Source organism: Paenibacillus alkaliterrae (assembly GCF_021532375.1).
GTDB classification, from domain to species: Bacteria; Bacillota; Bacilli; order Paenibacillales; family Paenibacillaceae; genus Pristimantibacillus; species Pristimantibacillus alkaliterrae.
Window position 1 is genome coordinate 114,187 of sequence record NZ_JAKGAP010000014.1, and the last position, 24,043, is coordinate 138,229.

Consider the following 24,043-nt stretch of genomic DNA (forward strand, 5'->3'; position numbering starts at 1 on the left):
GCGTCAAGCTTCCCCTCTAAATGACGGAAATAGCCATTATATGGGCTTTTTTTCACCCGGAAGCCGCATCTATTTCCTTCTTAAGTGAGGAAGAGTTGGAACAAGCGTTCGATATCCGCCTAGCTCCTTCTGCAATCTCATATAGTCGCTCACCATCGCAAGCCGCCATGGAATAATCATCCCGAAGGCAATCAGATAAAAGATAGCGCCCGTCTGCGGAATCGACATATATTGCTCGACGACCCCATGCAAGGATAGCCGTACCGCGAACAAAGTGATCATGATGAAAATAAACGCTTTGGAGCGCCTAACGTAAATTTCGGACGCCACCCGCTCCAATCTTGTCGTGACGATAAGCGGAAATGCGAAGATCAGCAACCCCGTCCCGAAAGCGCAAAGCCCCCATCCCCATGGGATGTGCGTTGCCGAGAAAGCGAACATGATGAAGCCTGTCGCCATCCCAAGGGGGGGAATGATGAGCTTCCGCAGATTGGTCGGTTGTTTTCCCGCTCGCAGACGAAGTAGGATTAGTGCAGTAAAGGCTAGCAGCGATACGATAATCGAACCCACCTGAATCATTTCAGTAGACAGCAGCATCGCGCGCTACCCCCGTTTTCCTGGTATGGATGCTTTTTCATCCATCGTATCCCGATCGTCGGCCAGTCGGTAGCCTGCGCCTCGTACCGTAACTATATATTTGGGCGCAACGGCGCTGTCCTTGAGTTTTTTGCGCAAGCTTTTAATATGGGCATCTACCAGATTGCTCCCTCCGTAAAACTGCAGACCCCATACCGAATCGAGAAGCGATTCCCGCGTAAGCACAGAGCCGTCCGACGAGATGAAATGAAGCAGCAAATCGTATTCGGTTTTCGTCAGGTCGATGCGCTTGCCGCCGCGGTCGACCGTCATCCTTTTCAAATTAATCTGAATATCCTTGAAGGAGCGCATGTCATCGGCGGCCGGGCTTCCTGCGGAAGCAGGCCGATTCAGAAGCATGCGGTTAATAACCTGCAGCGCCTCTTCAGGCTTAGCCGGCCAGACCAGGAGCTCAGCCGCTCCAAGAGCCGCGGCATCTCTCGTCTCGTACGATTTCGAATCAAGCAAAATCAGAACGGGCACCCCGTCCCGCTCAGCCGACTGCAGCAGCTCAGCGCCTGCTTGAAGCGTATTGCTCCCCTGCGCCTGGATGACGGGAATCGCATCGTAGACGAGCAGTTCCGGCTGCAGGCTTTGCAGCATGCTTTTGTTAAAATCATGCAGAGAGAAGACGTCAAAGCATTCCGCCGACAACGCCACCAATAAGCTCTTCACGCGCTCGGGCAATGGGCTGATAATCATGACACGCTGAGTCAGTGAGCATAACATGCCGGCTTGTCCCGGTATAACGTCGTCTAAATCCTTCGCCTCGAGTGAATCGAGGGCAGAGCCCGCCATTACTGTCATTTCGCCTTCTATATTGATTTCGTCGCGCATGATTCACACACTCCTTCCAGCACAACCTGCACATGCTCAATTGTATAGTTAGTCTCTGCAGCAACCTTCTGCAGCCAATCCGCCGGCAGCTCGGTCAGCACCTCATCCACCCGTCCGCATTTCGTGCATACGATATGCTGATGCTCATCGGTCCGTGCATCGTAACGGCTGACGGCTTCCCCCAGCTTGAGCTCATGAATCAAGCCCGCATCCGCGAGGTAGCGAAGCGAGTTATAGACCGTCCCGTAGGCGAAGTTGAAGCCTTTGCCGCGCAGGCGTTCAATGACATCCGCCGCCGTAGGATGATCATGCGAATGCTGTACCACCTCAAGAATCGCTTTTCGCTGTATCGTTAAGTTAATCTTATTCACCATGTATCATTCCTTCATTTAGTGACTTTAGACTAAGTATAAAATGGTGCCGGGTCTCGGTCAACCATCGGCATTATCCCGATCATCGTCAACGCTATTCTTCCTCCAAAACAGCGGCTCTATCTCTGTCCTATGAACTCTATGAAACCGCTGAAAATTTTTCGATAAATAATATTCAGAATATTTACAAAATTCTAATAAAGGTGTATACTATGCCTATACCTAACGAGAGGGGATAGTCCATTGGATTAAGTTAGCGATGCATGTCCCAGCAACTCGGAAAGGAGAACCAGCTGAATCATTTGGACATGCGGGGACAATAGCGAAAGGCCGCCACTCACAGTCAGATGACAGGTACTTACGGAAAGAAGGGATTTGGAGCAAATCGGAACAAATTTTGATCGAGGTCAATAACGTTAGGATCGAAATCGAAAGGGTTTGTAACAAATCGAAAGGACAAAGACGAAGCAGGGCAAGAAGCGGATTGGAGCGTTTGAATAAATTGAATAGTTGTAAACCAAGTACGTGAAGGGCTTCTGGTTATCATGGATAAGCAGAAGCTCTTCTTACGTGCGTTTATAGGATTGGACTCAGCAGCCGCGAGACCGATTCTTTAATCCGATTCATAAGCGGACGAGCCGCATAAATTTCGGCGGTCAAATGTCTGCTATTTTCGGTATCCGCCTCAAAAATGCGTTGCAGCTTAGCTGTAGTCTGCGTATCATATATAAAAGCATTCATTTCAAAATTCAATTTGAAGCTGCGAATATCGAGATTGGCCGTTCCGACCGAAGCGATTCTGCCATCGATGACAAGCGTTTTGGCATGAAGGAAGCCCTTCTCGTACAAATAGCATTTGACCCCGCCTGCCAGCAATTCACCCAAATAAGAGTGCGTCGCCCAATAAACGAAGAAATGATCCGGCTTGCTCGGCAGCATGATCCGAACGTCGACGCCGGACAAGGCAGCGATCTTTAAGGCCGTCATAAGACTCTCGTCCGGCACAAAATACGGCGTCTGCAGACAAATGGTTTCTTTGGCCGCATAGATCATTTTGATATATGCATCTTTAATTTGCTGATATTCGGTATCCGGACCGCTCGCCACCAGCTGCATGCCGATCGTCCCCGTCTCGTCGTTCATAACCGGAAAATACAGCTCATTCAATAAAATCCTCCCGGGAGCCGCTAAGTTCCAATCCATGAGAAACTGCGCCTGCATTTGCAGAACCGCATGGCCTCGCACCTTCAGATGCGTATCTCTCCATTCGCCGAAATGCTCATTCAGCCCCAAATATTCGTCTCCGATATTGAAGCCGCCTATATAGCCGACTTGTCCATCGATAATTACGAGCTTGCGATGGTTGCGATAATTAATCTTTAAATTAAGATATGGAATTCGTGACGGGAAAAAAGCCGCTTCTTGGCCTCCCGCCGCCCTCAGCTCATGGAAATACCGCTTCGGCAGGCTGGAGCTTCCTATGTGGTCATACAAGAACTTAACCTCGACGCCCTCGGCAGCCTTGGCAGCAAGCGCCTTCACCAGCCTTCTGCCCAGCTCATCGTCTCGCACAATATAATAGATGAGATGTATATGATGCTGAGCCGCCTCGATATCGCGGAGCAGCGCATCGAATTTCTGCTTGCCCTCCGTAAATATTTCAACCTCATTATTGCTCGTATATACCGCGTAGCTCGATTTCAAATTCATATAAATCATGTCCCGGTAATCCTGAACCGACGGATCCTTAAACGACAATACCCGGTCCCTAAGCTGTCGCATCTGCCTCTCTACCGTATGTTCAATGATACGCTGGCTGTCTCCGAGCAGCTTATAGAGCTTTCTCTTGCGTATCTTCTGACCCAGTATCAAGTATAGCACGAAGCCAATAATGGGAATGAAGAAGAGAACCATGACCCAAGCCCAGGTCGTGCTCGCGTTGCGCCGCTCAAGAAAAATGACGGTGATCGCCAAAAAAATGTTAAGCAGCGTAATAAATGCGTATGCATTTTCCATAATGGCCATCCGTTTATAGCACCTCAGTCATATGTAAAAGCTAATGCGATCATACTCCATGGGTGAAGTATGTTCAAGCCTGAAAGTATGCTACAATTTCTAAAACACCCGCGGGAGTGGCACTGGAGGAACGATGATGGACATACGAAAACTGCGGCTGGATGAGAAGACGCTCGGTACATTCAGCGAAGAGCGCGATGAATACGAACGGGATTACGCACGGCTCATTCAATCCCCGGCCTTTCGGCGGCTGCAGGGCAAGTCGCAGGTGTTCGGTGCAGGCTCGGGCGATTACTATAGAACAAGATTGACCCACTCGCTTGAAGTATCTCAGATTGCCCGCGAGGTCGCCCGCCGATTGGGGCAGCAATATGATTTTCTCTCACGCAAGGAGCATCCCGGTCTCGTTCTGGATCCGGCTGTCGTGGAAATCGCCTCGCTTGCGCATGATCTTGGCCATCCTCCGTTCGGCCATAAGGGCGAGGAGGTGCTCAATCGTCTCCTGATGGAGGAGTACGGTATTCCTTATGAAGGAAATGCGCAAAACTTTCGAATATTGATGTTTTTGGAGAAGCGCGCGGGAAGCGGCAGCGGTCTGGATTTGACGGCAGCGGTGCTGCTTGCCGTAAATAAATATCCGTTCGGGCTTGATGAGCCGGGGCGGCTCAAAGGGCTTTACAGCACGGAATGGGGAGAAATCGAGCAGCTTCGCCGCTCTTGGAAGATTCCGATCGGATGCTCGACCCTTGAAGCTCAGCTCATGGACCTATGCGACGATATCGCTTATTCCACCCATGATATCGAAGACGGAATCCGCGCGGGCAAAATACAAATGAACCGCACCTTTTTCGAGGATAGCAGGCTCATTAACCATCTCGTGCAAGAAATCGTCGACGATAAGGGCAACACCGGCATCGGCTGGGGGGAAGTGGACATTCCTGCCATGGTGAAGCGGGTGCTCGCCTCGTACCTGGAGCAGTGGGAAGCCCTGTACGTAAGCTGCGACCGGGAATCGTCCCGGACGAGACGAGAGATGAAGGCGCGCTGGGTCAGTATCTTTGCCGGCAAGGTCGGCATCATCGACGATAAAACGCGCGGCTGGAAGCAGGTCACGTTCGTGGGCAACGGGCAGCAGGATATCGAGATGCTGCGAACGATGGAAATATTGAAGAAGCTTGCTTGGGTAACGCTGATCAAGGATTTCCGCGTGCAGCGCCTGCAAATGCGCAGTGAAATTATGATCCGCCGGCTGTGGGACAGCTTCAAGGTGCCTGAGTACGGCCGCCTCATTATCCCGCCGGATTGGATCGAAAATTATGAGCAGCACAAGAGCAAGTGGAGCTGGCCGCGCTTCGTGGCGGACTATATCTCAGGCATGACCGACGCATACGCCGAAAAGGTGTATGCCGAGCTGTACGCCAGCAAGTCCGGCTCGATCTATGAGATGGATTAATTCCTAGATCTAAAGAAGTGCTTCACCAATAGAAAGCGGCTCAAGCGACTTGCGAATATCGTCCGTAAGCCTTGTGCCGCTTCTATTGCTTCTTAATTTGTGACTGGAACCGCATCATAATACTCTTCGAGCGTTTCGCCGCTTGCCGCAAGCTCAGCAGCCAGCTCCGTTCCCACATACCGCAAATGCCACGGCTCATATTGATAGCCTGTTATCGCTTCTTTACCTTCCAAATAACGGATAATAAATCCGTATTCATGCGCATGCCGCTCCAGCCACAGCGCTTCCTCCGTATCCGCGAAGCAATCCGCCGCGGCGCATTTGCCGTCGCTGCCGGACACGTCAACGGCCAATCCCGTTTCATGTTCGCTTGTTCCCGGAAAAGCGCTGTACGTTCTTGCCTTCTCCAGTCCGTCCCGCTTCACGTAACGCTCAAACAACGTCTTTTGCGTGCTGTGAGAGCGATAAGCGGAAACGCCAGCAAGCAGAATGCCCTCATCCTCCGCTGCAGCGAACATTTTCTCAAGCCCCCCCGCCGCTTCCTTCCGCAGCTTGCGCTTGTCCAACTTTTCCGAAAATATAAAACGCACGTCCGGATAAACTAAATCGGTCGGGTTATAGTTCTCAGGCAGCATATTCTGCTTATTGACCAGCACCGTCATGCTTTCCGGCTGCGCAATAACAGCCAAGCCGTCCCCGGTCTTCTCCGCTTGTCCCGTCTCCGCTGTGCCTGAACCAATTTCCGGCTGTACCTCTCCTCCGCTCTGGGCCGCTCCGTCTTCCACGACAGACTGCTTCGGAGGAAGAGTCGTCGTTTCTTCCGTCTTGATAAAGGCATTGTAACCAATGACCATAACTGTGCATACCATAACAAAAAACAACAGCCTACTTCTTTTTTTCATGCTGAGCCTCCAGCTTATATTTTACATAATTAACTTGTAAATATTTCTGTTTCTTTGCTTTGTTTTTTTGCAGCTACTTAATAGACTACTAAAACCGTTGCAATGTTTCAACTGGACATGAAGGAGCCTTTTGCCTTTTGACATCGGACTGCAATTAGGAGCATAATGGATATAACTTTACAGTACGTATATATTATGAATCTGAGCGGGCTGGCTGGCTCTTAGGGACGGCCTGTTTTTGCTGTGAAAGGTAGGCAGTTATATGACATTTCTTACTCCCAAACGATTGCTAAGCACTCGTCCCATCCTATTTTTCTCATTTATTATGCTGCTCAAAAGCTATCTGGCTTGGATGGTTATATTTGAGGACGGGTTTTCCTGGACTACGATTTTGAAAGAAATTCCTTTCGTGCTGATCGTCTATTGTTTTATAGAGTGGTTCGCTGCCAAGCGAAAGCTGCTTTACTATTTAGCGGCGAACCTGGTCATGACTTTGATTTTATTCGCGGTCATTATGTATTACAAGTATTATGGCGTTATCGTAACCTATCTCGCTCTGCAGCAGGTGAATCAAGTAACCGCGGTCAAAAATAGCGTATTCTCGCTTATGGATCCTTACTACTTGCTGATCTTCACCGACATTATCATAATGGCTGTCATCCTTTTTCGACCCAAGAAAGCACTAAATTGGAAGAAGGAGGGCGCGAAGAAAGAAAACAAACGTCTTGTCGTTGCTTTATTTACCATCTCGATCGCTCTTTGCTTGTTTAATATTCTGCCTAACCGCGCGAGCATGAACGAGATTGTCAAAGCCGAGCAAATGGGTATCCTCAATTACGAGGCTTATATGATTTTCTCAAATAAAGACGTTGAATACGTGGATCTAAACCATATTACGCAGGAAAAGATTAATTCGGTCAAGAAGATCGAGCAGCCTTCAGCGCCGCAGCTCCGGGAAGCGGCAGCCGGGAAAAACGTCATTATCCTGCAAATGGAGTCGTTCCAAAACTTCCTCGTTAATTTGAAAATCGACGGGCAAGAAATTACGCCTAACATTAACAAGCTGGTGAATGAAAACTATTATTTCAAACATTTCTATCAGCAGGTTGGACAAGGAAATACGTCTGACGCCGAATTCGTCGTCAATACGTCTTTCTATATCCCGCCGCGCGGCGCCGCTGCGATGACCTATGCGGACAAAGAGCTTCCAAGCTTGCCGAAGCTGCTCAAATCGCATGGCTATGATACGACGACGTTCCATACGAACGTTGTCGAGTTCTGGAACCGCGGCGAGCTTTACAAGGCGCTTGGCTTCGACCGCTACTATGATCATAAGTTTTTCGGCGATGAGGATACGGTCTTCTTCGGTGCCTCGGATGATCAGCTTTATGCCAAGACAGCTGATGAGCTAGAGCGTATGTACCAAGCGGGCAAGCCGTTCTATGCGCATGTCTTGTCCATGACAGCTCATCATCCATTTACGATTCCGGCCGAGAAATACAAAATGACTTTGCCGGAACGCTATGAGGACACTTTTGTCGGCGACTATATCCGCGCACAAAACTATGCGGACTATGCGCTAGGCTTATTTATTGAAGATTTGAAAGACCGCGGCATTTGGGATAACAGTTTGATCGTGCTGTACGGCGATCACCTCGGTCTTCCGATTTACTCGCTGGACCGGGACGACGAGGAACTTATGGCTGAAATTTACGGCCGTGAATACAGCTATACCGATATGATGAACATCCCGCTCGTCGTAGCATCGGAAGGCCTTACCGAGCCGAAGGTATTCGATCAGCTTGGCGGTCAGGTTGATATCCTGCCAACAATCGCGAATCTGCTTGGCTTCTCCTTGGATGATCATATCCACTTCGGCCAAGACCTGTTCAATCAATCGTATAATGTATTGCCCCAGCGTTATTATTTACCGACAGGCTCGTTCTTAAGCAGCAAGGAGCTGTTCCTGTCGGGCAGCGGCTATGAGGACGGCAAGCACTATTCCCTGGCGGGCGACGGCGTTACGGAGCAGGAAGCGACCGAGGATGAATACCAGCGATCCCTGGAGCTTCTGAAGCTGTCCGACAGCTACGTCAGCCAGCTGCCTGGCTGGAAGAAGGAATAAAGCATAATGGCTCACCTTAAGCTGCTGCAAGCAGCTTAAGGTGAGCCATTTCTATGTTTGCGTCAAACGTTTAGAGGCTCTTGACCGCCTCAAGCACTTCCTTCACATGCCCATCCACGCTGACGCTGCGCCATTCCTTCACGAGCGTGCCCTCCTCATTGATGAGAAACGTCGAGCGTTCGATTCCCATAAACTCCTTGCCGTCCCAGCTCCGCAGCTTCCAAACGCCGAACAGCTCCGATACCGTATGCTCCGTATCCGACAGCAGCAGAAACGGCAGCTTGTGCGTATCCACGAATTGCTCATGCGAAGCCAAATCATCCGGGCTAATGCCAATTACCTCGGCATCATACGTGCCGAATTCGCCATTAAAATCGCGGAAATCGCAGGATTCGGTTGTGCAGCCGGGCGTCATATCCTTCGGATAAAAATAAATGACGAGCTTCTTCCCCGCGTAATCGGACAGCTCCACATCCGTGCCGTTCGAAGCTTGCAGCTTAAAGTTTAGAACCTTGTCTCCCGCTTTCAGTTGACCCATTGTCCATTCTCCTCTATTTTATCATTTCAATCGCCAAACCGTGCTCGCTCTCATGCCGTTACAAATAAAGCTTGTTTAATAATCATTTTACCCCCCGATACGCTCGTAATACAAATAAGTATTGGTTACAAAAGCTATCGCTTCCGCTTTCTTATCATGCATTCCATACGCAAGCATAAGCTTCGCGACGGCTGCTTCCATCGACATATTTTCGATCACGATCGCGCCCGCTTCAATAAGACGAAGAGAAGAGGAGTAAAGCGCGGCCGTTCGATCTCTGATCGGGCAAATATAGACGTCGACGCCAAGCGACAGGCAGCGCGCAATAAATTGCGGGAGCGAATAAGGGCCCTCCGGGATGGCGCAGGCCGTGCCCGAATGATGCAGATCATGCAGGACGGCCTTCGGCTTCCGCACCGAAAAATCGTAATACGAATAGTTCAAGCCCGGGTAAGGCTTTATGTATACGATGTTATCGTCCAGCTTCAGCGTCTCGGGCTCCCATGCCAGTTTTGGATTCGCCGAAGGCTTTAACGCCTCCGGCCGGGGATTTTGCGCATTCGCATGCCATTCAAACTGCCGATTAACCATCATGCCGTAAGGCACATCGTAAGGGCTGCCGAATTGGTCTGTGAACGACAGCGCCTGCGTAATCCTCGTTCCTAAATAAACGAGCTGCTCTCTCTTATCATTCTCGTAAACGACAAAAACCCCCGGCAAGCTGGCACCCGCAATAAAATCGATGGCACCCGCAAAATTGCGAAGGCCGTTGCTGCGCTCCTCCTCCAGCGGATAGTTGCTTGCCGTCAGCACGATTGGAGCCTTCGTACCGGCAAACAAATAACTAATCATCGAAGCGCTGTATGCCAGCGTATCCGAGCCGTGCGTGATTAGAATGGCGTCATAGACGGACAGATCCGCGCCGCGAATCGCCGCGGCAAGCGCCAGCCAATCGTCAGGCGTCAGATTTTCGCTTAGCAAATTTAGCGGCTGCGCGGCTTGAAGCGTGACATCGGCTCTATATTGGGAGCTGTTGTTATAAGAGTCTATTAGCGCATAGGAGCCCGATTCATTTACATCGATGCCGTCTCCTTGTTTTCGGCTTCCGATCGTGCCCCCGGTGAATAAGACAAGCAGCTGCTTCATTTTTGATGCCTCCATTCTGCCTTTTCCTTTTATTAGGATTCCCTTGCCGCTTCAGTTGATACCGGATCTCACTTCTCCATTAAAGCCTTGCCATGCGAGTGATCGGCCGCACTGCCGACGCGGTCCGCCGCCTGTATGCTGCGTCCCATGAACGGCCACCAGTTGGCAGGCCCGAACATACGCACCATAACCGGGATGAACAAAGGCAGCATCAGCATCGCGTACATGAACAGGCCGCATAAGACGATCGTTGCAATCTGCAGTAATGACATGACGCCCGACGGGAGCATTGCCGCGAACGTTCCTCCGAGGATAACCGCCGCTGACATAATGACCGTGCCCATATTTTTCATCGCTTCCAGTATAGCATCCTGCGGCGATAAATGACGGTATTCCTTGAAGCGGTCCATCAAGAAAATACTGTAGTCGATCCCGAGCGCAACCAGCATGACGAAGCCGAAGAACGGCACTGCCCAGCTAATCCCCGACTGTCCGAGAATGCGTACGAAAATGACCTCCGCAATCGCCATCGAGGAATAGAAGGTAACGAGAAGCGACGCAATCAGATAGAGAGGCATGACGACCGAACGGAACAGAATGATCAGGATGATCGAAATCCCGATCAGCATTAGAACGACCGTGCGCGAATAATCGGCTTCCGAAATGTTGCTTAGATCGTTGTTCATGCTCGTAACACCGCCGATGGCTGCTTGCACTCCGCTGTAATCCGTGCCGTGGACGGCCCGTTTCACGGCAGCCTCCAGCTCGTCGATCTGTGCCATCGTTTCCTGCGAGTACGGATTGCCGCTGAATACGACATCGAACTTCGCGGTCTGACGATCCTCCGACATGTAAACTTGAAGCGCCGATTGGAACTCTTCGTTCGCAATTGCCTCCTCCGGAATGTACCAGCCCGTCATTTGCTTGTCAGGCGAATCGGCCAGACCGTTCAAATAACCGCCGGCGGAAGCGAGTCCGTCGGTTACCTGAGTCAAGCCGTTCACGCTCTCATTCAGCCCGCTCGTCAGCTCGCCAAGCTGATCGTTCAAGGAAGCGAAGCCCGCTTGCAGCTCCTGCTGGCCGTTCGACAGCTCGCCCAAGCCATTCGTGACGCTTGGCAGCTCAGAGACGATTTGCCCTTGACCTGCGGCCGCTTGCGCAATGCCTCTTTGCAGCTCCGCGATGCCCGCGGCAAGCTTGCCGAGGCCCGATGCCAGAGCCGACTGCCCTTCCGCTGCCTGCAGGAAACCCGCGTTTGCTTGCGTCATTCCGGCGGAAATGCCGGATAACTGCTCATTCATTTGCGACATTTGGCCGCTGATGCCGGCTGCTCCTTGCTGCAGCTGAGTCAGCGTGCTCAGAGCCTCCTGAAACGTCTCATCGCTTTGCAGCTCCGGGTAGCTGTCCTGCAAACTGCTGAAGCTCCGCTCTACGCCGGCCAATCCTTCCGCGAGCTTCGCTTGCTCCGCGGCAACCGCCTTGTAGCCATCGGTCAATTGTCCAAGACCGCCTCCAAGCTGCCCGTAGCTGTTCAGCAGCTCACGGCTCGCCGTCGCCAGCTGCTCCGCGCTCGATTGCGCCTGCTTCAACCCTTCGCTAAGCTCGCCTGCGCCGGCGGACCCATCCAGCAGTCCCTGCTGAATTTGCTTCAGTCCGTCGCTCAGCTGCACGATGCCAGCCTTCAGCTCATTCGTGCCATTGACCAGCTGGCCTGCGCCGGCTGCCGCTTCATTCAGCTTAGGCGCGTTTTCGCTTAGGGCACTGCTCGCCTCAGATAGTCCATCGCCGATTTTGCCTAAGCCTTGGCCGCTCTGTTCAAGTCCGTCCTCAAGCGTCAACACTTGATCGGATACGAGGAACTGCTCCATAACATCGCCTGTCGGACGAGTCGCGCTGCGAACAGCCTTGACGCCTTCCGTCTTCGCAAGCTCTCTGCTCACCTGCTCCAGAGCAGCCAGCCCTTCTGGCGTATCCATAGGCCGGTCCGCTTTAACGATGACCGTCGTCGGCAAGGAATCGCCAGGCCCAAACCCATCGGAAATCATATTAAACGCTTTGACTGAATCGTATTTATCACCGATCTCGTCAAGCGAGTTAAACGAGATTGTGCCTTTGTAGGCCGCCAGGAACGGAACGATGATGACCGCCAAAATAAGCAGCGCCCAAACCGGCCGTTTTAACGAAAATCTCCCTGCCGTGCCCCACAGCTTGCTCGGCTTATGCTCAAGAGAGCCCTTCGACGGCCAAAATAACGCTTTGCCCAGCACCATCATGAAAAACGGCACGATCGTATACAAAGCTATAAGCAGAACCGCTACCCCGACCGCAACGGCGACCGCCGAGCGGTACAGCATGAAGGTCGAGAAGCCGATCGCCGCGAAGCCGACGAGCACCGCAAGCCCGGAGAACAGCACCGTTTTGCCCGCTGTGCGGTACGTATGGAGAATCGCTTCGGTCTTGTCGCCGCGGTGAGCGAGCTCTTCCTTAAAGCGGCTGATAAGCAATATGCAATAGTCCGTACCGATTCCGAACAAGACGGCTACGAGGAAAATTTGCGTGAAATTCGATAACGGGAAGTCGAAATATTCGACGAGAAACGCTATGACCGATTGCGAGACTACATAAGTAAAGCCTACCGCCACAAGCGGCACGAACGGCGCAACCGCCGAACGAAATACCAGGAATAAGATGATCAAAATAAATCCGAGCGTAATGAACTCCGTCTTCTTAAGCCCCTCCTGCGAGCTTTGTACGACATCCTCGGAAATCAGCCAATTGCCGGTGTAATAGTAATCCACCTTCAAATCAGATAGAGCGGCATATAAGCCATCGCGCAGCTCGGACAGCTCGCGGTCGCCCGCCTCTACGTTAACGAGCGTCAGAATGGTCGTGCCATCTTCGGACACCATTTGCTCTTCCAGTTCCTTGGTATCGAAATGGCTCGTGACGGAGAGAACGCCAATCGTTTCCCCTTCCCTCTTCAGCTTATCGACGCCGTTCCGCACTTCGGTCAAATCCGCGTCAGACAGGCCTCCTTCCTTATGAAAGAGGAGCACCGTCGCCATACCGCCGCTGGCGCCGGCTTCCTCTCCCCCTCCAATTGCTTGCTCCAGCTCGCTTGCTATCGTTGAAGAATAGCCGTCCGGAACGTTGATTTGACCTTTCGTCCGAACAAGCTCCTCCATAGCGGGCGCGCTGAGCATCAAGCCGACTGCGGCTGTCAGCCACAGCGCGAGCACCAGCCATCTAAGCTTCAGTACCGTTCTCATCTCTGTACTCCTCTCCTTGCATCATTCGGTTAGCCAGCTTCTCAAACGTCGCGATAAAACTTAGCGCTTCCTGCTCGTCAAAATGCGTAATGAATTTCGCAAGCAGGATTTGGATCTTCTCCTCCATCAATTCACACATTTGAAACCCTTCATCGGTTAACGCCAAATAAGTGACGCGGCGATCCTTGTCATCCGGCAGCCTTTGAATGAGGTTTTTATCGAACAACCGCGTGATGATCGCGGTGATGGAGCTTTTGCCGACGCAAAAAATATCCGCCAATTCGGAGGAGGTGCTCTTCTCCTTCATTCGCAAATAGCGGAGCGTGGAGAATTGATCAATCGTCAAGCTATCGGGCATGAGCTCGCGAATCATCGCATTCAACCGGCGATGGACGATGAAATCCGCCGCCTCGTACCGGTCGATGATTTGCTTCAATAGCGCTCGGTCCACTTTGTCGTCCCCCTATTTAATTCTATTGTTGAATAGTTCTATAATAGAACTATAGCAAAGGAGTTAGCCAATATCAACGGTTTAGTAATGTAGAAAAAAGAAGGATTTTAGATTCAATTTTCAAATACTGGGGAAAAAACGGATGATTTCATATTCAGCAAGCCAGCCAAAAAGATAATTAGCCACGTAGCTTTGATTGGTTTACTATCATGCAACATGTAAGCTGTCACTGCCTGAAAAGCAGAGTAATATAGTGAGCTCAAAGCTCTATCGTATATTTGATTTTCTATATCGGTCTTGGCTGATTGAAACGATCCTTCAGATTTCTTCAACATTAGCTTGGTCGCTTCACTATATCTCAATTTCAACACCTTCGCTTTCAATATTATCCTTGAAAGGTAGGGAAATATCTTTTTCTTCAAGCCAATTTTTATAATTCTCAATTGTGCTCATTAATGGAGCGTCTTGTTCCATAATTACTTCAAATTGTAACTCCGACAATTTTTCTCGCATCTCTGTTGTCTTTGGATCTTCAACTAACACCATTAGATCTACATCGGAATGTTCATTGTGATCGCCTCGGGCTTTAGAGCCAAACATGATCAGTTTTACAAGTTTAAAGTTCTGTTCGAGCCGTTCTTTTAATAGTATGATTGCTTGTTTTTCATTGTTAGACAATGTAGTAATGTCCGCAACCTTTAAACTTCTCATGGACATTCTCCTCTGTTGTCTCATTATCATTCTATTTTAGCCTTAAATGATCTTGAGTAAAAGCACTTATTGAAGGATTTAGGATTACGCTATACTGCCAGTTAGATTAGCGAAGTGCTGCCACGCGGCAGCACTTCGGCATTGTACTATCGTCAGCAATAGGTAAGCGTTTGAAGTGATCTCCGGCTTTTCCCCTGCTCCACACGGAGCGTGCCCGTTTCCGGGCACTCCGCGTTCCCTCTAACTGAATTTAATAGTTCATAAGTTCCTCGTTACTCATGGATTTGGGATTGTTAGATCGTCTCAAGCTCGCATTTTCGGCGGTATTGATTGATCTTGTCAATCATCAACTCGGAGATTCCAAGTTTAGATATGAGTATATCAATCGTCTCTTTTTGTGTAAGATGGATTAGTTTATGTACCTCTTTATGGAGGATGCGTAAATTACTGAATTTGTCGCTCCCTCCAAGGTGCAACGGGATATAGTGGTGACAGTGAACATCGGCAGCGAATAGATAAATCCCTGTAATTTCGCAGTTTCCCATCTTCATACTGTAGCGACTAATCCGGTTATCCATATATTCTACACTTCGGTTCGGGATGTTAGATTCCATCAACAGAGATATTTCATGCTGAATATCCGGGCGAAGTTTTTTGTGTATTCCTTCTCTTCCTTCAGTCGTGTATAGTGTAAGGTTTTGGCTAAAGTTCATCGTGTTTTTTGTTTTCACATTCGCAAGAGGAAATAGGTACACATTCGCTACTTTGAACGTTCTGTAACCCAAGCTGTAAAATTTCATGTAAGTTGGCGGCGGGTTTGCAGGATGTTCATATTTCCCGACTGGTTTGAGACGATTGTACATGAAGGCCCGTAGATCGTAGGCAAGACGTGCGAACTCTATACTGACATGGGTTGCCCGATTGAAATAGTTATGGATTCCTAGAACAAAACTGTTGAAGAGTATAGCATTTTGAGCGGTTGGTGAAGTTCTAAGTTTCTGAATACGTTTCTTTGCCTCAACCTTAATTTTCCGCTTTTTATTGGCTTTAATGCCCGTGTGTGCTACTCTCTTTTTACCTTTTTTATTCGCACGGAAGGTGAATCCGAGGAATTCGGATTCTCGTTTTCGCAGATTGACAATTTGCGATTTTTCCGGCGAGACTTCCAGTTTCAGACGGTCTTTTAGGTATAGCTTTACGGCGTGGTACCACTTCTGGGCAGTTCTCCAGTCCCGACAAAGGACTTTGAAGTCGTCCGCATAGCGGACGATGTATCCTTCTTTGAGCGTGGTACGATTTTTTGCGTACAATTCGCCTGATCTTGTCGTATATTGCTGACTGAGGGGGAAGAATTCCCATTGGCCGGCAATCCATTGATCTAAGTCATTGAGGACGACGTTTGAAAGCAACGGCGACAACAAGCCCCCTTGGGGTACGCCCTTAGAAGGTACACCTTCTCCGTCAATTTCCGCTTTTAGCATTTTGGAGATGCACGTTAAAACTCTTTTATCCTGAATCCCTATGTTCCATAGTTGTTTCACCAGCAGAGAGTGGTTCACGTTATCAAAGAAGCCTTGAATATCGATATCTACAACATAATGCAGTTGCGCGTGATTAACGAGAAATTGTACTCTTGCCATCGCATGGTGGGTAGACCGAAGTGGTCTGAAACCATAGCTATGTTTGTAAAATTGGGCTTCTGCTATCGGTTCTAGGACTTGCTTGAAACATTGCTGAATGATTCGATCCAGGATACAAGGGATTCCGAGCGGTCTTAATTTGCCGTTATCTTTTTCAATGAACTTCCGTCTGACTTTCTTAGGGCGATAATTTTTCAGGTTGTTCTGGATTGTTGTTACTAATTCGTCCTCGGACAGTTTTTGAATGTCAGCGATGGTTTGCCCATCAGTTCCAGGGGTCTTAGATCCTTTATTAGATTTCATGGTTCGATAGGCGAGGAGAATATTTTCTCTGGATGTGATCAAGTCGTATAAGTGCGGAAAAGATTCCCGATTCGTAGCCCTATCGTATAAATCCGTGAAGGTATCCGTCATGCCGTAATAATCCCAATATCTCAAGGCTTGCACTGTGGCATCCCTCCTTATTAGAGGTAATGTTCCCACGTTCTTACCCGATCGGTGCAATTCACGTTTGGAAAATGATCGTTCTTTTCAGTTAGACTTGGGGCTTTTCCTCCGCTCCCATTACAGGAGGTTCTTCGGTCGTGCCCCTACCCTCACAAGAATAAATGCATTTCGGCTTTTGCCTTATAGCAACCACTTCGGGTGACAGCCCTTATTGCAGCGTTCCTTGTTTTCCAAGTACCTTACGTCCTAGCTATCCGTACTGGACTTAGGTGCTCCCTGTGAGCCTGTGAGCTGGATGCCGCCATAGTTCGGCATAGCGTATTTCAGAGGATACATTTTTACTTTACGCCACTCACCCCATCGTCTGATGGTCCATATGTTTCCATATGTTCTAACTTTAGACCCGTACATTCGGTTGTTCGTCAGTTCCTTTATAATGGAACGATTCTCACCATATCCAGTTTTTCAGCCACGCGGCATATCCGTTGGCATACCTTTTCCTTTAGAATGGCTCCAGCCATCGTTCTGCCGAATCTACCTGTTCTTCACACCCCATGACCTGTCAGCCATAACGCATGCAGGAGTATTGGTGGGATGGTTTTGGGAAACATGGTTCCGTCATTCCCATCCTCGGTCGTAAAGTTAAGATCAATTACTTATAATCTCCTGCTTTTCACACTTTCAGGCGCTTATAGCAGAACTTGTCGATCGGTTACCCGTTAGTTAAACGAAAAATTTGAGCAGGCGTTATACTGATGCTTTAGTTGATAATGACTGCTTTATGAACACTTGTTTCGTTATTTGTTTCTGAAGAGAGGGCGACTGATGAAAGAATTCATCAGCCTTGAATAGCTCAATCAACGCCTGAGTTGCCGCTTCTGCTGCCAGAGTTTCATTTTCAAGCAAGTAATAAGCGATTTGGTATCCGTAGACTTCGTATTGTTTGAGCACATCTGCTTTCCGCAATAGCTCTTGTCTCTTCATCGAAATCATCTCATATACTCTCCTGCTTCAAAGCATCAATGATGTTATCTTTCTTTACTTTCACGCTGGAGTATAACATGGCTGAGCTCACAATAAGGAATACGGCAGCAATAACAAATAAAAGGCTTTTCCAAGGAAGAACGAACTTATAGCTAAAACTGTTCATCAATGCGCTGTGAATCAAAACCATCACGACAATGCTGATCGGAAGCCCGTAGAGCAATGACTTGATTCCGTAAAACACACTTTCATAATTAATCATTTTATTAAAGCCCTTTGGCGTCATTCCAACGGATTTCAGCATCGCGAATTCGCGTTTTCGAAGCAAGACGCTTGTGGAAATGGTATTGAAAATATTTGCAACCGAGATCGCGGTGATGAGCAAAATAAAGCCATACGTAAATACAGACATGATCATAATCATCTGCTCTTCCTGCTGCCTGCTTTGATACACATTGTAAATATTAATATTGCTCTCTTTCATTTGCTCGATTTCCTGCTGCGTTGTCATCGGATCTGAGCTTTTCAAGAAAAGCATTGATCGAAAACCAGCGTCGATCTTATTCTCAATCTGATTGTCAATCAGCTGCTCCATGACCTGTCCTGAGGTAACGATATTTAAATTGCCGAGCCCGGCAGGATGAACCCCCATAGGAAACTGATCTGTCAAAGCGGTGATTTCTACTTTGTTCAAATCTGTCACTTTTCCTGTTTCCCAGTTCTCATGGTACAAATCGATACTTTGACCAATTTCAGCATAAATAGCTTTCGTTTCGATATACTTTCTTGCTTCCTGATCTTGATAAGGAATCGTATCAATTACAATAGCAGCTGGATTTTCCGGGTCAACTAACTGTTCATAATCCGTACCGACCTTTTGGGCATAGGCTTGCAGACTGATCTCATCTAGTGCATGTATTCTAATAATGTACGGAAATTTTCCATTTTCGAGCATACTCTTATCCTGCTCCACCATGCTTTGCAATTCAGCGGCGATGGATGTCTCATCAATCCATGCATTTACATTCATTTCATTCATCACAGTATATTCCGTTACATCCTCAATAGCAGCAATCGAATGGATCAACTGTTTATCGTCTTCACTATTTTCATTGCCAATCGTTACCTGGATATCATAATTCACGCCCTTCAGCGACAGCTCCAACGATTTTTTCAAATTGCCGGTGAAGAAGGATACCGCCAGAAACAGAACGATGCTGATCACGAGCGAGAATACCGTTGCCTGGTATCTACGTTTGTTTCTTTTCAAGTTTTTTAAGCCGATTTCTGCTTCTATCCCGAAAAGCATCCTAACAACCCTCGACGTTTTCATCTTCTTGCTCGTCAGCTTAATATCGGTTGTTTGTCGGATCGCATCAATGGCCGAGATCCTGGATGCTTTTCTTGCCGGGAGATAAGTTGAGATGAAAATGGTCATGATCGAGACGGCGCAGGCCACCAAGATCGACCATGGCGTCACCGTCGCCGTCAGCTTCTCCGTCACACCTAATGCGCCTTGAATGATCGAGTTTATAAACCAAAAGGTAATACCGATCCCAACAAAACCGCAAATGAGGCCAATCGGGATACTGATAAGTCCGATGACCGCCCCTTCGAAAAACACCGAGTTTTTCTTCTGCCTGTTCGTAGCCCCCACACTCGAGAGCATTCCCAGATGGCGGGAGCGTTCCGAGACAGAAATAGCGAAGGCATTATAGATTAACGAAACAGAGCCAACAATAATAACGGCCATAATAATTGCAGATAATGAAAATATCGTACTGCGCAAGCCGTCGTTGTCCGTCACGCCATAATAGCGCAGCAAATTATTATTATAGTTTATTGATTCTAATTCTATCTTGTTCTCCTTGGCGAAATCCTCCGAATGAGAGTATAAGGAGCTTTTCACTTTTTTTAATACAACCGTTGCGTTGACGGTATCGTCTGCTCCGATCAAGCTTTCATCCACATAGGATAAGACCGTATACCCTGGCGCCCATGTCGGTTCCCATGTCGGACGATTGATGATGCCTACAATCGTGTAACTTTTAGTTGTTTTGTATTTTAACGATTCAAATATCTTATCACTTTCTTCAAATAATGAATCGTACTGGTAAAATTTCTGGCCCTCTCGTTCAGCTATGAACCGTTCACCAACATCAAGTGTAAGTACATCGCCTATTTCGTACACAACTTTAGCGTTCGTTGCAATATGCTCCGATATAACCACTTCATTCGCCGCTTGCGGCAGCCTTCCCTCGCGGAGTTCAATCGGAAACTGCTTAAAGCCTTGTGTATTGTACTCTTTAATAAACAAATACGGCTTGTTGTCATTTTGGCTCCCTTCCAATAGCGCATAGCCAAGATCTCTTGAGATAACAACGGATTTGCTGGCTTCATCCTTCTGAACCGCTTTAAGCTGCGCCTTGTTTACATCCTTGTAAAAAACATGCCATTCTCCCTCGTCTGCAATCGTCTGCTTTTGCATTAAATTCATAAACGATACGCCAAGAGTCGCGACAGCCGTCACCATAGCAACTGAAATAATGACGCCAATGATCGTAACGAGCGTTCTTCTCTTGTTTTGCTTCAGATGCCTGATCGTCAGCTTGTTAACGATGTTCATGGCCGGATCACCTCGTCCCTTGCGATCCTTCCATCTTCAATTGCAATGACTCTGTCCGCTTGCAGTGCAATCCGTTCGTCATGGGTGATGACAATCAATGTCTGATTATAGGTTTTATTGAACATTTTGAGCAGATCAATGATTTCACCGCTGTTCCTGCTGTCCAGATTGCCGGTCGGCTCGTCTGCCAGCATCATAGCCGGATTGCCGATCACCGCTCTGCCAATGGAGACCCGCTGCTGTTGTCCGCCCGAAAGCTGATTGGGCAGATGGTTTAAGCGATTTTGCAGATTCAAAGTCTTCACAATATTATCCAGTTGCTTCTTATCCACTTTATGCCCATCAAGCAGCAATGGCAGCGTAATATTCTCTTCAACCGTCAGCACAGGGATAAGATTGTAAAACTGATAAATCAAACCAATTTGTCTGCGTCTGAAGATCGCCAACTGTGTTTCATTCAGGTTATAAATATCTGTGTTATCCACGATTACCTTACCGCTTGTCGGCCTGTCCACACCTCCGAGCATATGCAGAAGCGTCGATTTCCCGGAGCCGGATGGGCCGATAATGGCGACAAATTCACCTTTTTCCACCGAGAAAGACACATCGTCAAGCGCCTTTACAGCCGTTTCGCCTTTTCCGTACATTTTAGACAGATGCTCTATCCTTAAAATTTCCATTATGAAAACCTCCATTAGTACCTGATAGTGATAGTATATCTGCCTAAAATGACTTTCAAGTGACTGTAAAATGACAATCTAGTCACTTGTAAAACTTAATACAGAATTGGGTGCCTTTTTCCTGCTCACTCTTCACTTCGATATTTCCATTTTGGCTTGTGATGATGCTATGAGCCATAGCAAGACCAATACCGATGCTGCCTTCACTTGCATTTTTCCCTTTATAGAAACGCTTGAAAATATAAGGCAGATCTTCCTTCGCGATCCCTTTCCCGTTATCGGCGATCCTAATTTCCGTGAACAGCGCGTTTTCTTCAAAAGTAATGGCGATGACTCCACCTTCTCCAGTATGCTCCACGCAGTTTTTGAGAATATTGATCACGGCTTCCGCTGTCCAATTCAAATCGCCCAGAAAAGAGACGTTGCTCTCTCCCTGTATCGAAACGGTTTGTTCCTTAATGTCCATCGGAATGAGAACGGGCTCCAATGCCTTTTGAATAAGCTTCTCCACCCATATCCGATCTTTTTTGAAGAGTACCGTTCCCGCATCGATTTTTGAAATCTTCAGCAAAGAGGAAATCAGCCATTCAATCCTCTCAAGCTGAATGCGAATATTGCTTGTAAATTCCGTTCTTTTCGCTGCAGGCAGTTCCCCATCGCCCAGCAAATCTGCCATCATTATCATGGAAGTAAGGGGCGTTTTGAGCTGATGGGATATGTCGGAAATCGCGTCAGTAAGCTGTATTTTATCCTGCTGCAAAAGTGAGCCATGCTCGGTTAGCATCAGCGTCACTTTATAGATATCGTTCTTCAGGATACTAAGCTCGCCTTCATGATTATCGCGGACATCAAGAGAATAATTGCCGCTGCTGATTTGACGCAAATAGCCGGAAAGCTTCTCTATTTCGCGATATCTCCAACTCGTGAATATTAAATTGCATCCAATCAGCAGAACAGACGAAATAAAGACGAGGACTGCGGCACCGAGTGAAAAAAAAGCGGCTGCAGCTGCCGACAAGAGACTAATCGAACACATCGCAAACAACAGATATTGAATCTCTCTATTGCGCAGCATGCTAATCACCAACCTTATAGCCTAATCCGCGTACGGTTTTAATAATCGTTGGATGTTGCGGATGATCCTCTATTTTCTCCCGCAACCTTTTGATATAAACGGTTAATGTATTATCATTCACAAAGTCCCCGGCGACATCCCAAATCTGCTCTAAAAGCTGGCTTCTGGAGAGGATCTGCCCGATATGATTAGCGAAGATGAGCAATAAGCGATACTCTAAAGCAGTCAAGATCATTTCCCCGCCATTTTTATAAACCTTGCCTTCAAGCGTATGGATCTGAATATTTTCAATTTCAATGACCGCTTTGGTCTGAGTCTGCTTTTGGTATCTGCGCAAAACCGATTTGATCCGCGAGAGAAGCTCACGAATGCGAAAGGGCTTTGTTATATAATCGTCTGCTCCCATATCGAGCCCCATCACAACATTGACCTCGTCATCAACCGCCGTTAAAAAGATAACGGGAATATCGCTCCGCTCCTTCACGATCCCGCACAGCTCGTAGCCGCTTCCATCGGGCAGCGATAAATCGAACAAACATAAAGCAAATTGATCCAGTTGTTCTGCCAACATCTTCTTCGCAGAAGCGGCATCATGGCAAAGAACGGTGGAATAGCGATCCTGCTGCAGCGAGTATTCAAGTCCTGACGCAATCGTTTTATCATCTTCCACAAGCAATATTTTCATCTGGTGATCATCCTTTGTTTACCTTTTGATTGATGAAATTAAAAAAACGCCATTGAGAATAAGGCGTTTTTAATAATGAACTTTTGTAGGGATCATGCTCAATCATACCTTAACTTGTCGACCATCTAAAGCGAGAGGGGTTCATTTCCGGCTGTTTGACCTTGTTATTGAACTATCGTTTCTTAGTCTATATAATGACAGCCTGTTGCTACACTCACTTCTGTAACGACCTCTGCATCTTGCTTAAGTACGACGTTTGTTCGAGCATGTTGTAACCTCTCGTCAAATGGTGCGGGACTAATATCGGTGAGATTCCTTTCATAGTCATGCAGTTGAACCATTTTGTGAAATGCAGCATCATTCGCACCGAATTGAACCGTCACGAGATCTGGATTATGAATTATGACATTTTTCTCAATTCTCTCAATTGCATCGAATGTATTGTTGCCATGTAGCGAAAAAAAGGATTAACTAATTCAATCGTCATATGATTATGAAAGAGCTTCAAGTCCGTATTTTTTTTCTAATTCTTGTCCAATGGTCATTTTACCAACTGCTTGCGGACCAAATATCAAAATAAATTTCATACAATCCTCCCTGTCTTGGTTGAATTGTCGTTACTCTTTAGTGGAATGAGCAATTTAACTCAAATTATTAAAACTTACGTTTATGATAAGGGAGACCATCACCCTCTTCACAATAGGATTTGAGACTATAAAGGAAAATAGCCCAGTTGTAGTTACAAGAGCGATAAAATGGCGTTACTTCTTTCCAGTTCATATGACGTAAAGTAATAAAAGACTTCCCGTTCTTCTCTTCAATATCAAAGGAAATAATCGTACCAATCCATTCTGGATCTGAGTCTATACACTGCCACACGACTTTTTTATTAGTTATCAACTCCTCTATTCTCATCTTAGTTATGTCATTGCTGCCGAATCGAAATTCATTAATAAAGCCAATCTGATTATTGATAATGAGTTCATTAGTCCATATTTCCGAAAGTCCCTCAGCGGTGGTTAAAGTTTCATACACCTTCGACGCTGGAACATGTACGGTTTGCAAGTGCTCGATATTTGCCATGCCTTGCCCCTTCCTATACCTTGGATACTGATACTAACAGTTGATATTTACCTGTCTGCAATAATTTATGTTTGATGCTTATGATAACATATGATGAATATAATAGTTTCTTTTGGATTGCTATGTCGCAATTATTGAATTATTTTTTCACTAAATTGAAGAACATGGCTATTGTTATTCGTTTCTAAATCCACTGTAAAACCCAATGAACGATAAAATATATCTGCTATAGGATTATCCGTTTTGAGCACAAGCCTAGTGAACTACCCCTGCTTAGCTACGCTTGAAGTAGGGGCTTCCTGGTCAATATCTCTACAGAGACAAGTTTCCCCAGGCTCAAAAGGTGGAACCCACCTCTGCCTTTGCGG

General features: G+C 47.5%; 20 protein-coding genes and 2 pseudogenes. 2 read left to right on the forward strand and 20 right to left on the reverse strand.

Annotated features, from left to right (window positions below; translation table 11 throughout):
- Positions 1 to 69 precede the first annotated feature (69 nt).
- The 4 genes from L1N85_RS08340 to cls all read right to left on the reverse strand — a co-directional run bounded on the left by L1N85_RS08340 (position 70) and on the right by cls (position 3,869).
- Positions 70 to 597, reverse strand: a complete 528-nt coding sequence (locus L1N85_RS08340) for a CcdC family protein (protein WP_235237085.1) — start codon at positions 595 to 597, stop codon at positions 70 to 72.
- A 6-nt stretch (positions 598 to 603) separates the two neighbouring features.
- The gene (locus L1N85_RS08345) at positions 604 to 1,473 is read right to left on the reverse strand and encodes a winged helix-turn-helix transcriptional regulator (protein WP_235237087.1); all 870 of its coding nucleotides are present in this window, start codon (positions 1,471 to 1,473) and stop codon (positions 604 to 606) included.
- Positions 1,452 to 1,844 carry a Fur family transcriptional regulator gene (locus L1N85_RS08350; RefSeq protein ID WP_235237113.1) on the reverse strand — a complete coding sequence of 131 codons (393 nt, stop codon included), beginning with the start codon at positions 1,842 to 1,844 and terminating at the stop codon, positions 1,452 to 1,454. Before L1N85_RS08350 ends, L1N85_RS08345 begins: the two co-directional genes overlap by 22 nt.
- 576 nt (positions 1,845 to 2,420) lie before the next feature.
- Positions 2,421 to 3,869 (reverse strand): cardiolipin synthase, encoded by a 1,449-nt coding sequence (gene cls / locus L1N85_RS08355; protein ID WP_235237089.1) that lies wholly within the window; start codon positions 3,867 to 3,869, stop codon positions 2,421 to 2,423.
- Between the two features lie 127 nt (positions 3,870 to 3,996).
- On the opposite strand from cls, the gene L1N85_RS08360 reads away from it, so the two are divergent.
- On the forward strand, positions 3,997 to 5,313 hold the full coding sequence (locus tag L1N85_RS08360; RefSeq protein ID WP_235237114.1) for a deoxyguanosinetriphosphate triphosphohydrolase family protein: 1,317 nt from the start codon (positions 3,997 to 3,999) through the stop codon (positions 5,311 to 5,313).
- 92 nt (positions 5,314 to 5,405) lie between these two features.
- Here L1N85_RS08360 and L1N85_RS08365 read toward each other — a convergent pair whose 3' ends face one another.
- On the reverse strand, positions 5,406 to 6,182 hold the full coding sequence (locus L1N85_RS08365; RefSeq protein ID WP_407946348.1) for a M15 family metallopeptidase: 777 nt from the start codon (positions 6,180 to 6,182) through the stop codon (positions 5,406 to 5,408).
- Between the two features lie 295 nt (positions 6,183 to 6,477).
- Between L1N85_RS08365 and L1N85_RS08370 the strand changes: the two genes are divergently transcribed.
- Positions 6,478 to 8,340: an LTA synthase family protein gene (locus tag L1N85_RS08370; RefSeq protein WP_235237094.1), complete on the forward strand. Its 1,863-nt coding sequence runs from the start codon at positions 6,478 to 6,480 to the stop codon at positions 8,338 to 8,340.
- Between the two features lie 70 nt (positions 8,341 to 8,410).
- Here the strand turns inward: L1N85_RS08370 and bcp are convergent, their stop codons facing one another.
- The 15 genes and pseudogenes from bcp to L1N85_RS08435 all read right to left on the reverse strand — a co-directional run bounded on the left by bcp (position 8,411) and on the right by L1N85_RS08435 (position 23,675).
- Positions 8,411 to 8,878, reverse strand: a complete 468-nt coding sequence (bcp, locus tag L1N85_RS08375) for a thioredoxin-dependent thiol peroxidase (RefSeq protein ID WP_235237096.1) — start codon at positions 8,876 to 8,878, stop codon at positions 8,411 to 8,413.
- An 87-nt stretch (positions 8,879 to 8,965) separates the two neighbouring features.
- On the reverse strand, positions 8,966 to 10,024 hold the full coding sequence (locus L1N85_RS08380; RefSeq protein ID WP_235237097.1) for an asparaginase: 1,059 nt from the start codon (positions 10,022 to 10,024) through the stop codon (positions 8,966 to 8,968).
- 68 nt (positions 10,025 to 10,092) lie between these two features.
- Positions 10,093 to 13,293, reverse strand: a complete 3,201-nt coding sequence (locus L1N85_RS08385) for an MMPL family transporter (RefSeq protein WP_235237098.1) — start codon at positions 13,291 to 13,293, stop codon at positions 10,093 to 10,095.
- Positions 13,271 to 13,744, reverse strand: a complete 474-nt coding sequence (locus L1N85_RS08390; protein ID WP_235237099.1) for a MarR family winged helix-turn-helix transcriptional regulator — start codon at positions 13,742 to 13,744, stop codon at positions 13,271 to 13,273. Before L1N85_RS08390 ends, L1N85_RS08385 begins: the two co-directional genes overlap by 23 nt.
- A gap of 113 nt (positions 13,745 to 13,857) precedes the next feature.
- Positions 13,858 to 14,079, reverse strand: a complete 222-nt coding sequence (locus L1N85_RS27860; RefSeq protein ID WP_407946349.1) for a HEPN domain-containing protein — start codon at positions 14,077 to 14,079, stop codon at positions 13,858 to 13,860.
- Positions 14,080 to 14,095: 16 nt separating this feature from the next.
- Complete coding sequence (locus tag L1N85_RS08395; RefSeq protein WP_235237100.1) at positions 14,096 to 14,455, reverse strand: nucleotidyltransferase domain-containing protein; 360 nt, start codon at positions 14,453 to 14,455, stop codon at positions 14,096 to 14,098.
- A 293-nt stretch (positions 14,456 to 14,748) separates the two neighbouring features.
- A complete protein-coding gene (gene ltrA / locus L1N85_RS08400) occupies positions 14,749 to 16,542 on the reverse strand; it encodes a group II intron reverse transcriptase/maturase (RefSeq protein ID WP_235237101.1) in 1,794 nt (597 codons plus the stop codon).
- 747 nt (positions 16,543 to 17,289) lie between these two features.
- Positions 17,290 to 17,535: a hypothetical protein gene (locus L1N85_RS08405; RefSeq protein ID WP_235237102.1), complete on the reverse strand. Its 246-nt coding sequence runs from the start codon at positions 17,533 to 17,535 to the stop codon at positions 17,290 to 17,292.
- A gap of 1 nt (position 17,536) precedes the next feature.
- Positions 17,537 to 20,152 (reverse strand): FtsX-like permease family protein, encoded by a 2,616-nt coding sequence (locus L1N85_RS08410; RefSeq protein ID WP_235237103.1) that lies wholly within the window; start codon positions 20,150 to 20,152, stop codon positions 17,537 to 17,539.
- Entirely contained in the window at positions 20,149 to 20,832 is a 684-nt protein-coding gene (locus L1N85_RS08415; RefSeq protein ID WP_235237104.1) for an ABC transporter ATP-binding protein, read from the reverse strand. Before L1N85_RS08415 ends, L1N85_RS08410 begins: the two co-directional genes overlap by 4 nt.
- 82 nt (positions 20,833 to 20,914) lie before the next feature.
- A complete protein-coding gene (locus tag L1N85_RS27865) occupies positions 20,915 to 21,298 on the reverse strand; it encodes a sensor histidine kinase (protein ID WP_407946350.1) in 384 nt (127 codons plus the stop codon).
- 87 nt (positions 21,299 to 21,385) lie between these two features.
- Positions 21,386 to 21,907: pseudogene (locus tag L1N85_RS27870) on the reverse strand (histidine kinase dimerization/phospho-acceptor domain-containing protein); the annotation flags it as partial.
- Between the two features lies 1 nt (position 21,908).
- Positions 21,909 to 22,592, reverse strand: a complete 684-nt coding sequence (locus L1N85_RS08425) for a response regulator transcription factor (protein WP_235237106.1) — start codon at positions 22,590 to 22,592, stop codon at positions 21,909 to 21,911.
- Between the two features lie 451 nt (positions 22,593 to 23,043).
- Positions 23,044 to 23,179, reverse strand: a pseudogene (locus tag L1N85_RS27875) (shikimate kinase); the annotation flags it as partial.
- A 67-nt stretch (positions 23,180 to 23,246) separates the two neighbouring features.
- Positions 23,247 to 23,675 (reverse strand): SRPBCC family protein, encoded by a 429-nt coding sequence (locus tag L1N85_RS08435; protein ID WP_235237107.1) that lies wholly within the window; start codon positions 23,673 to 23,675, stop codon positions 23,247 to 23,249.
- Positions 23,676 to 24,043 lie beyond the last annotated feature (368 nt).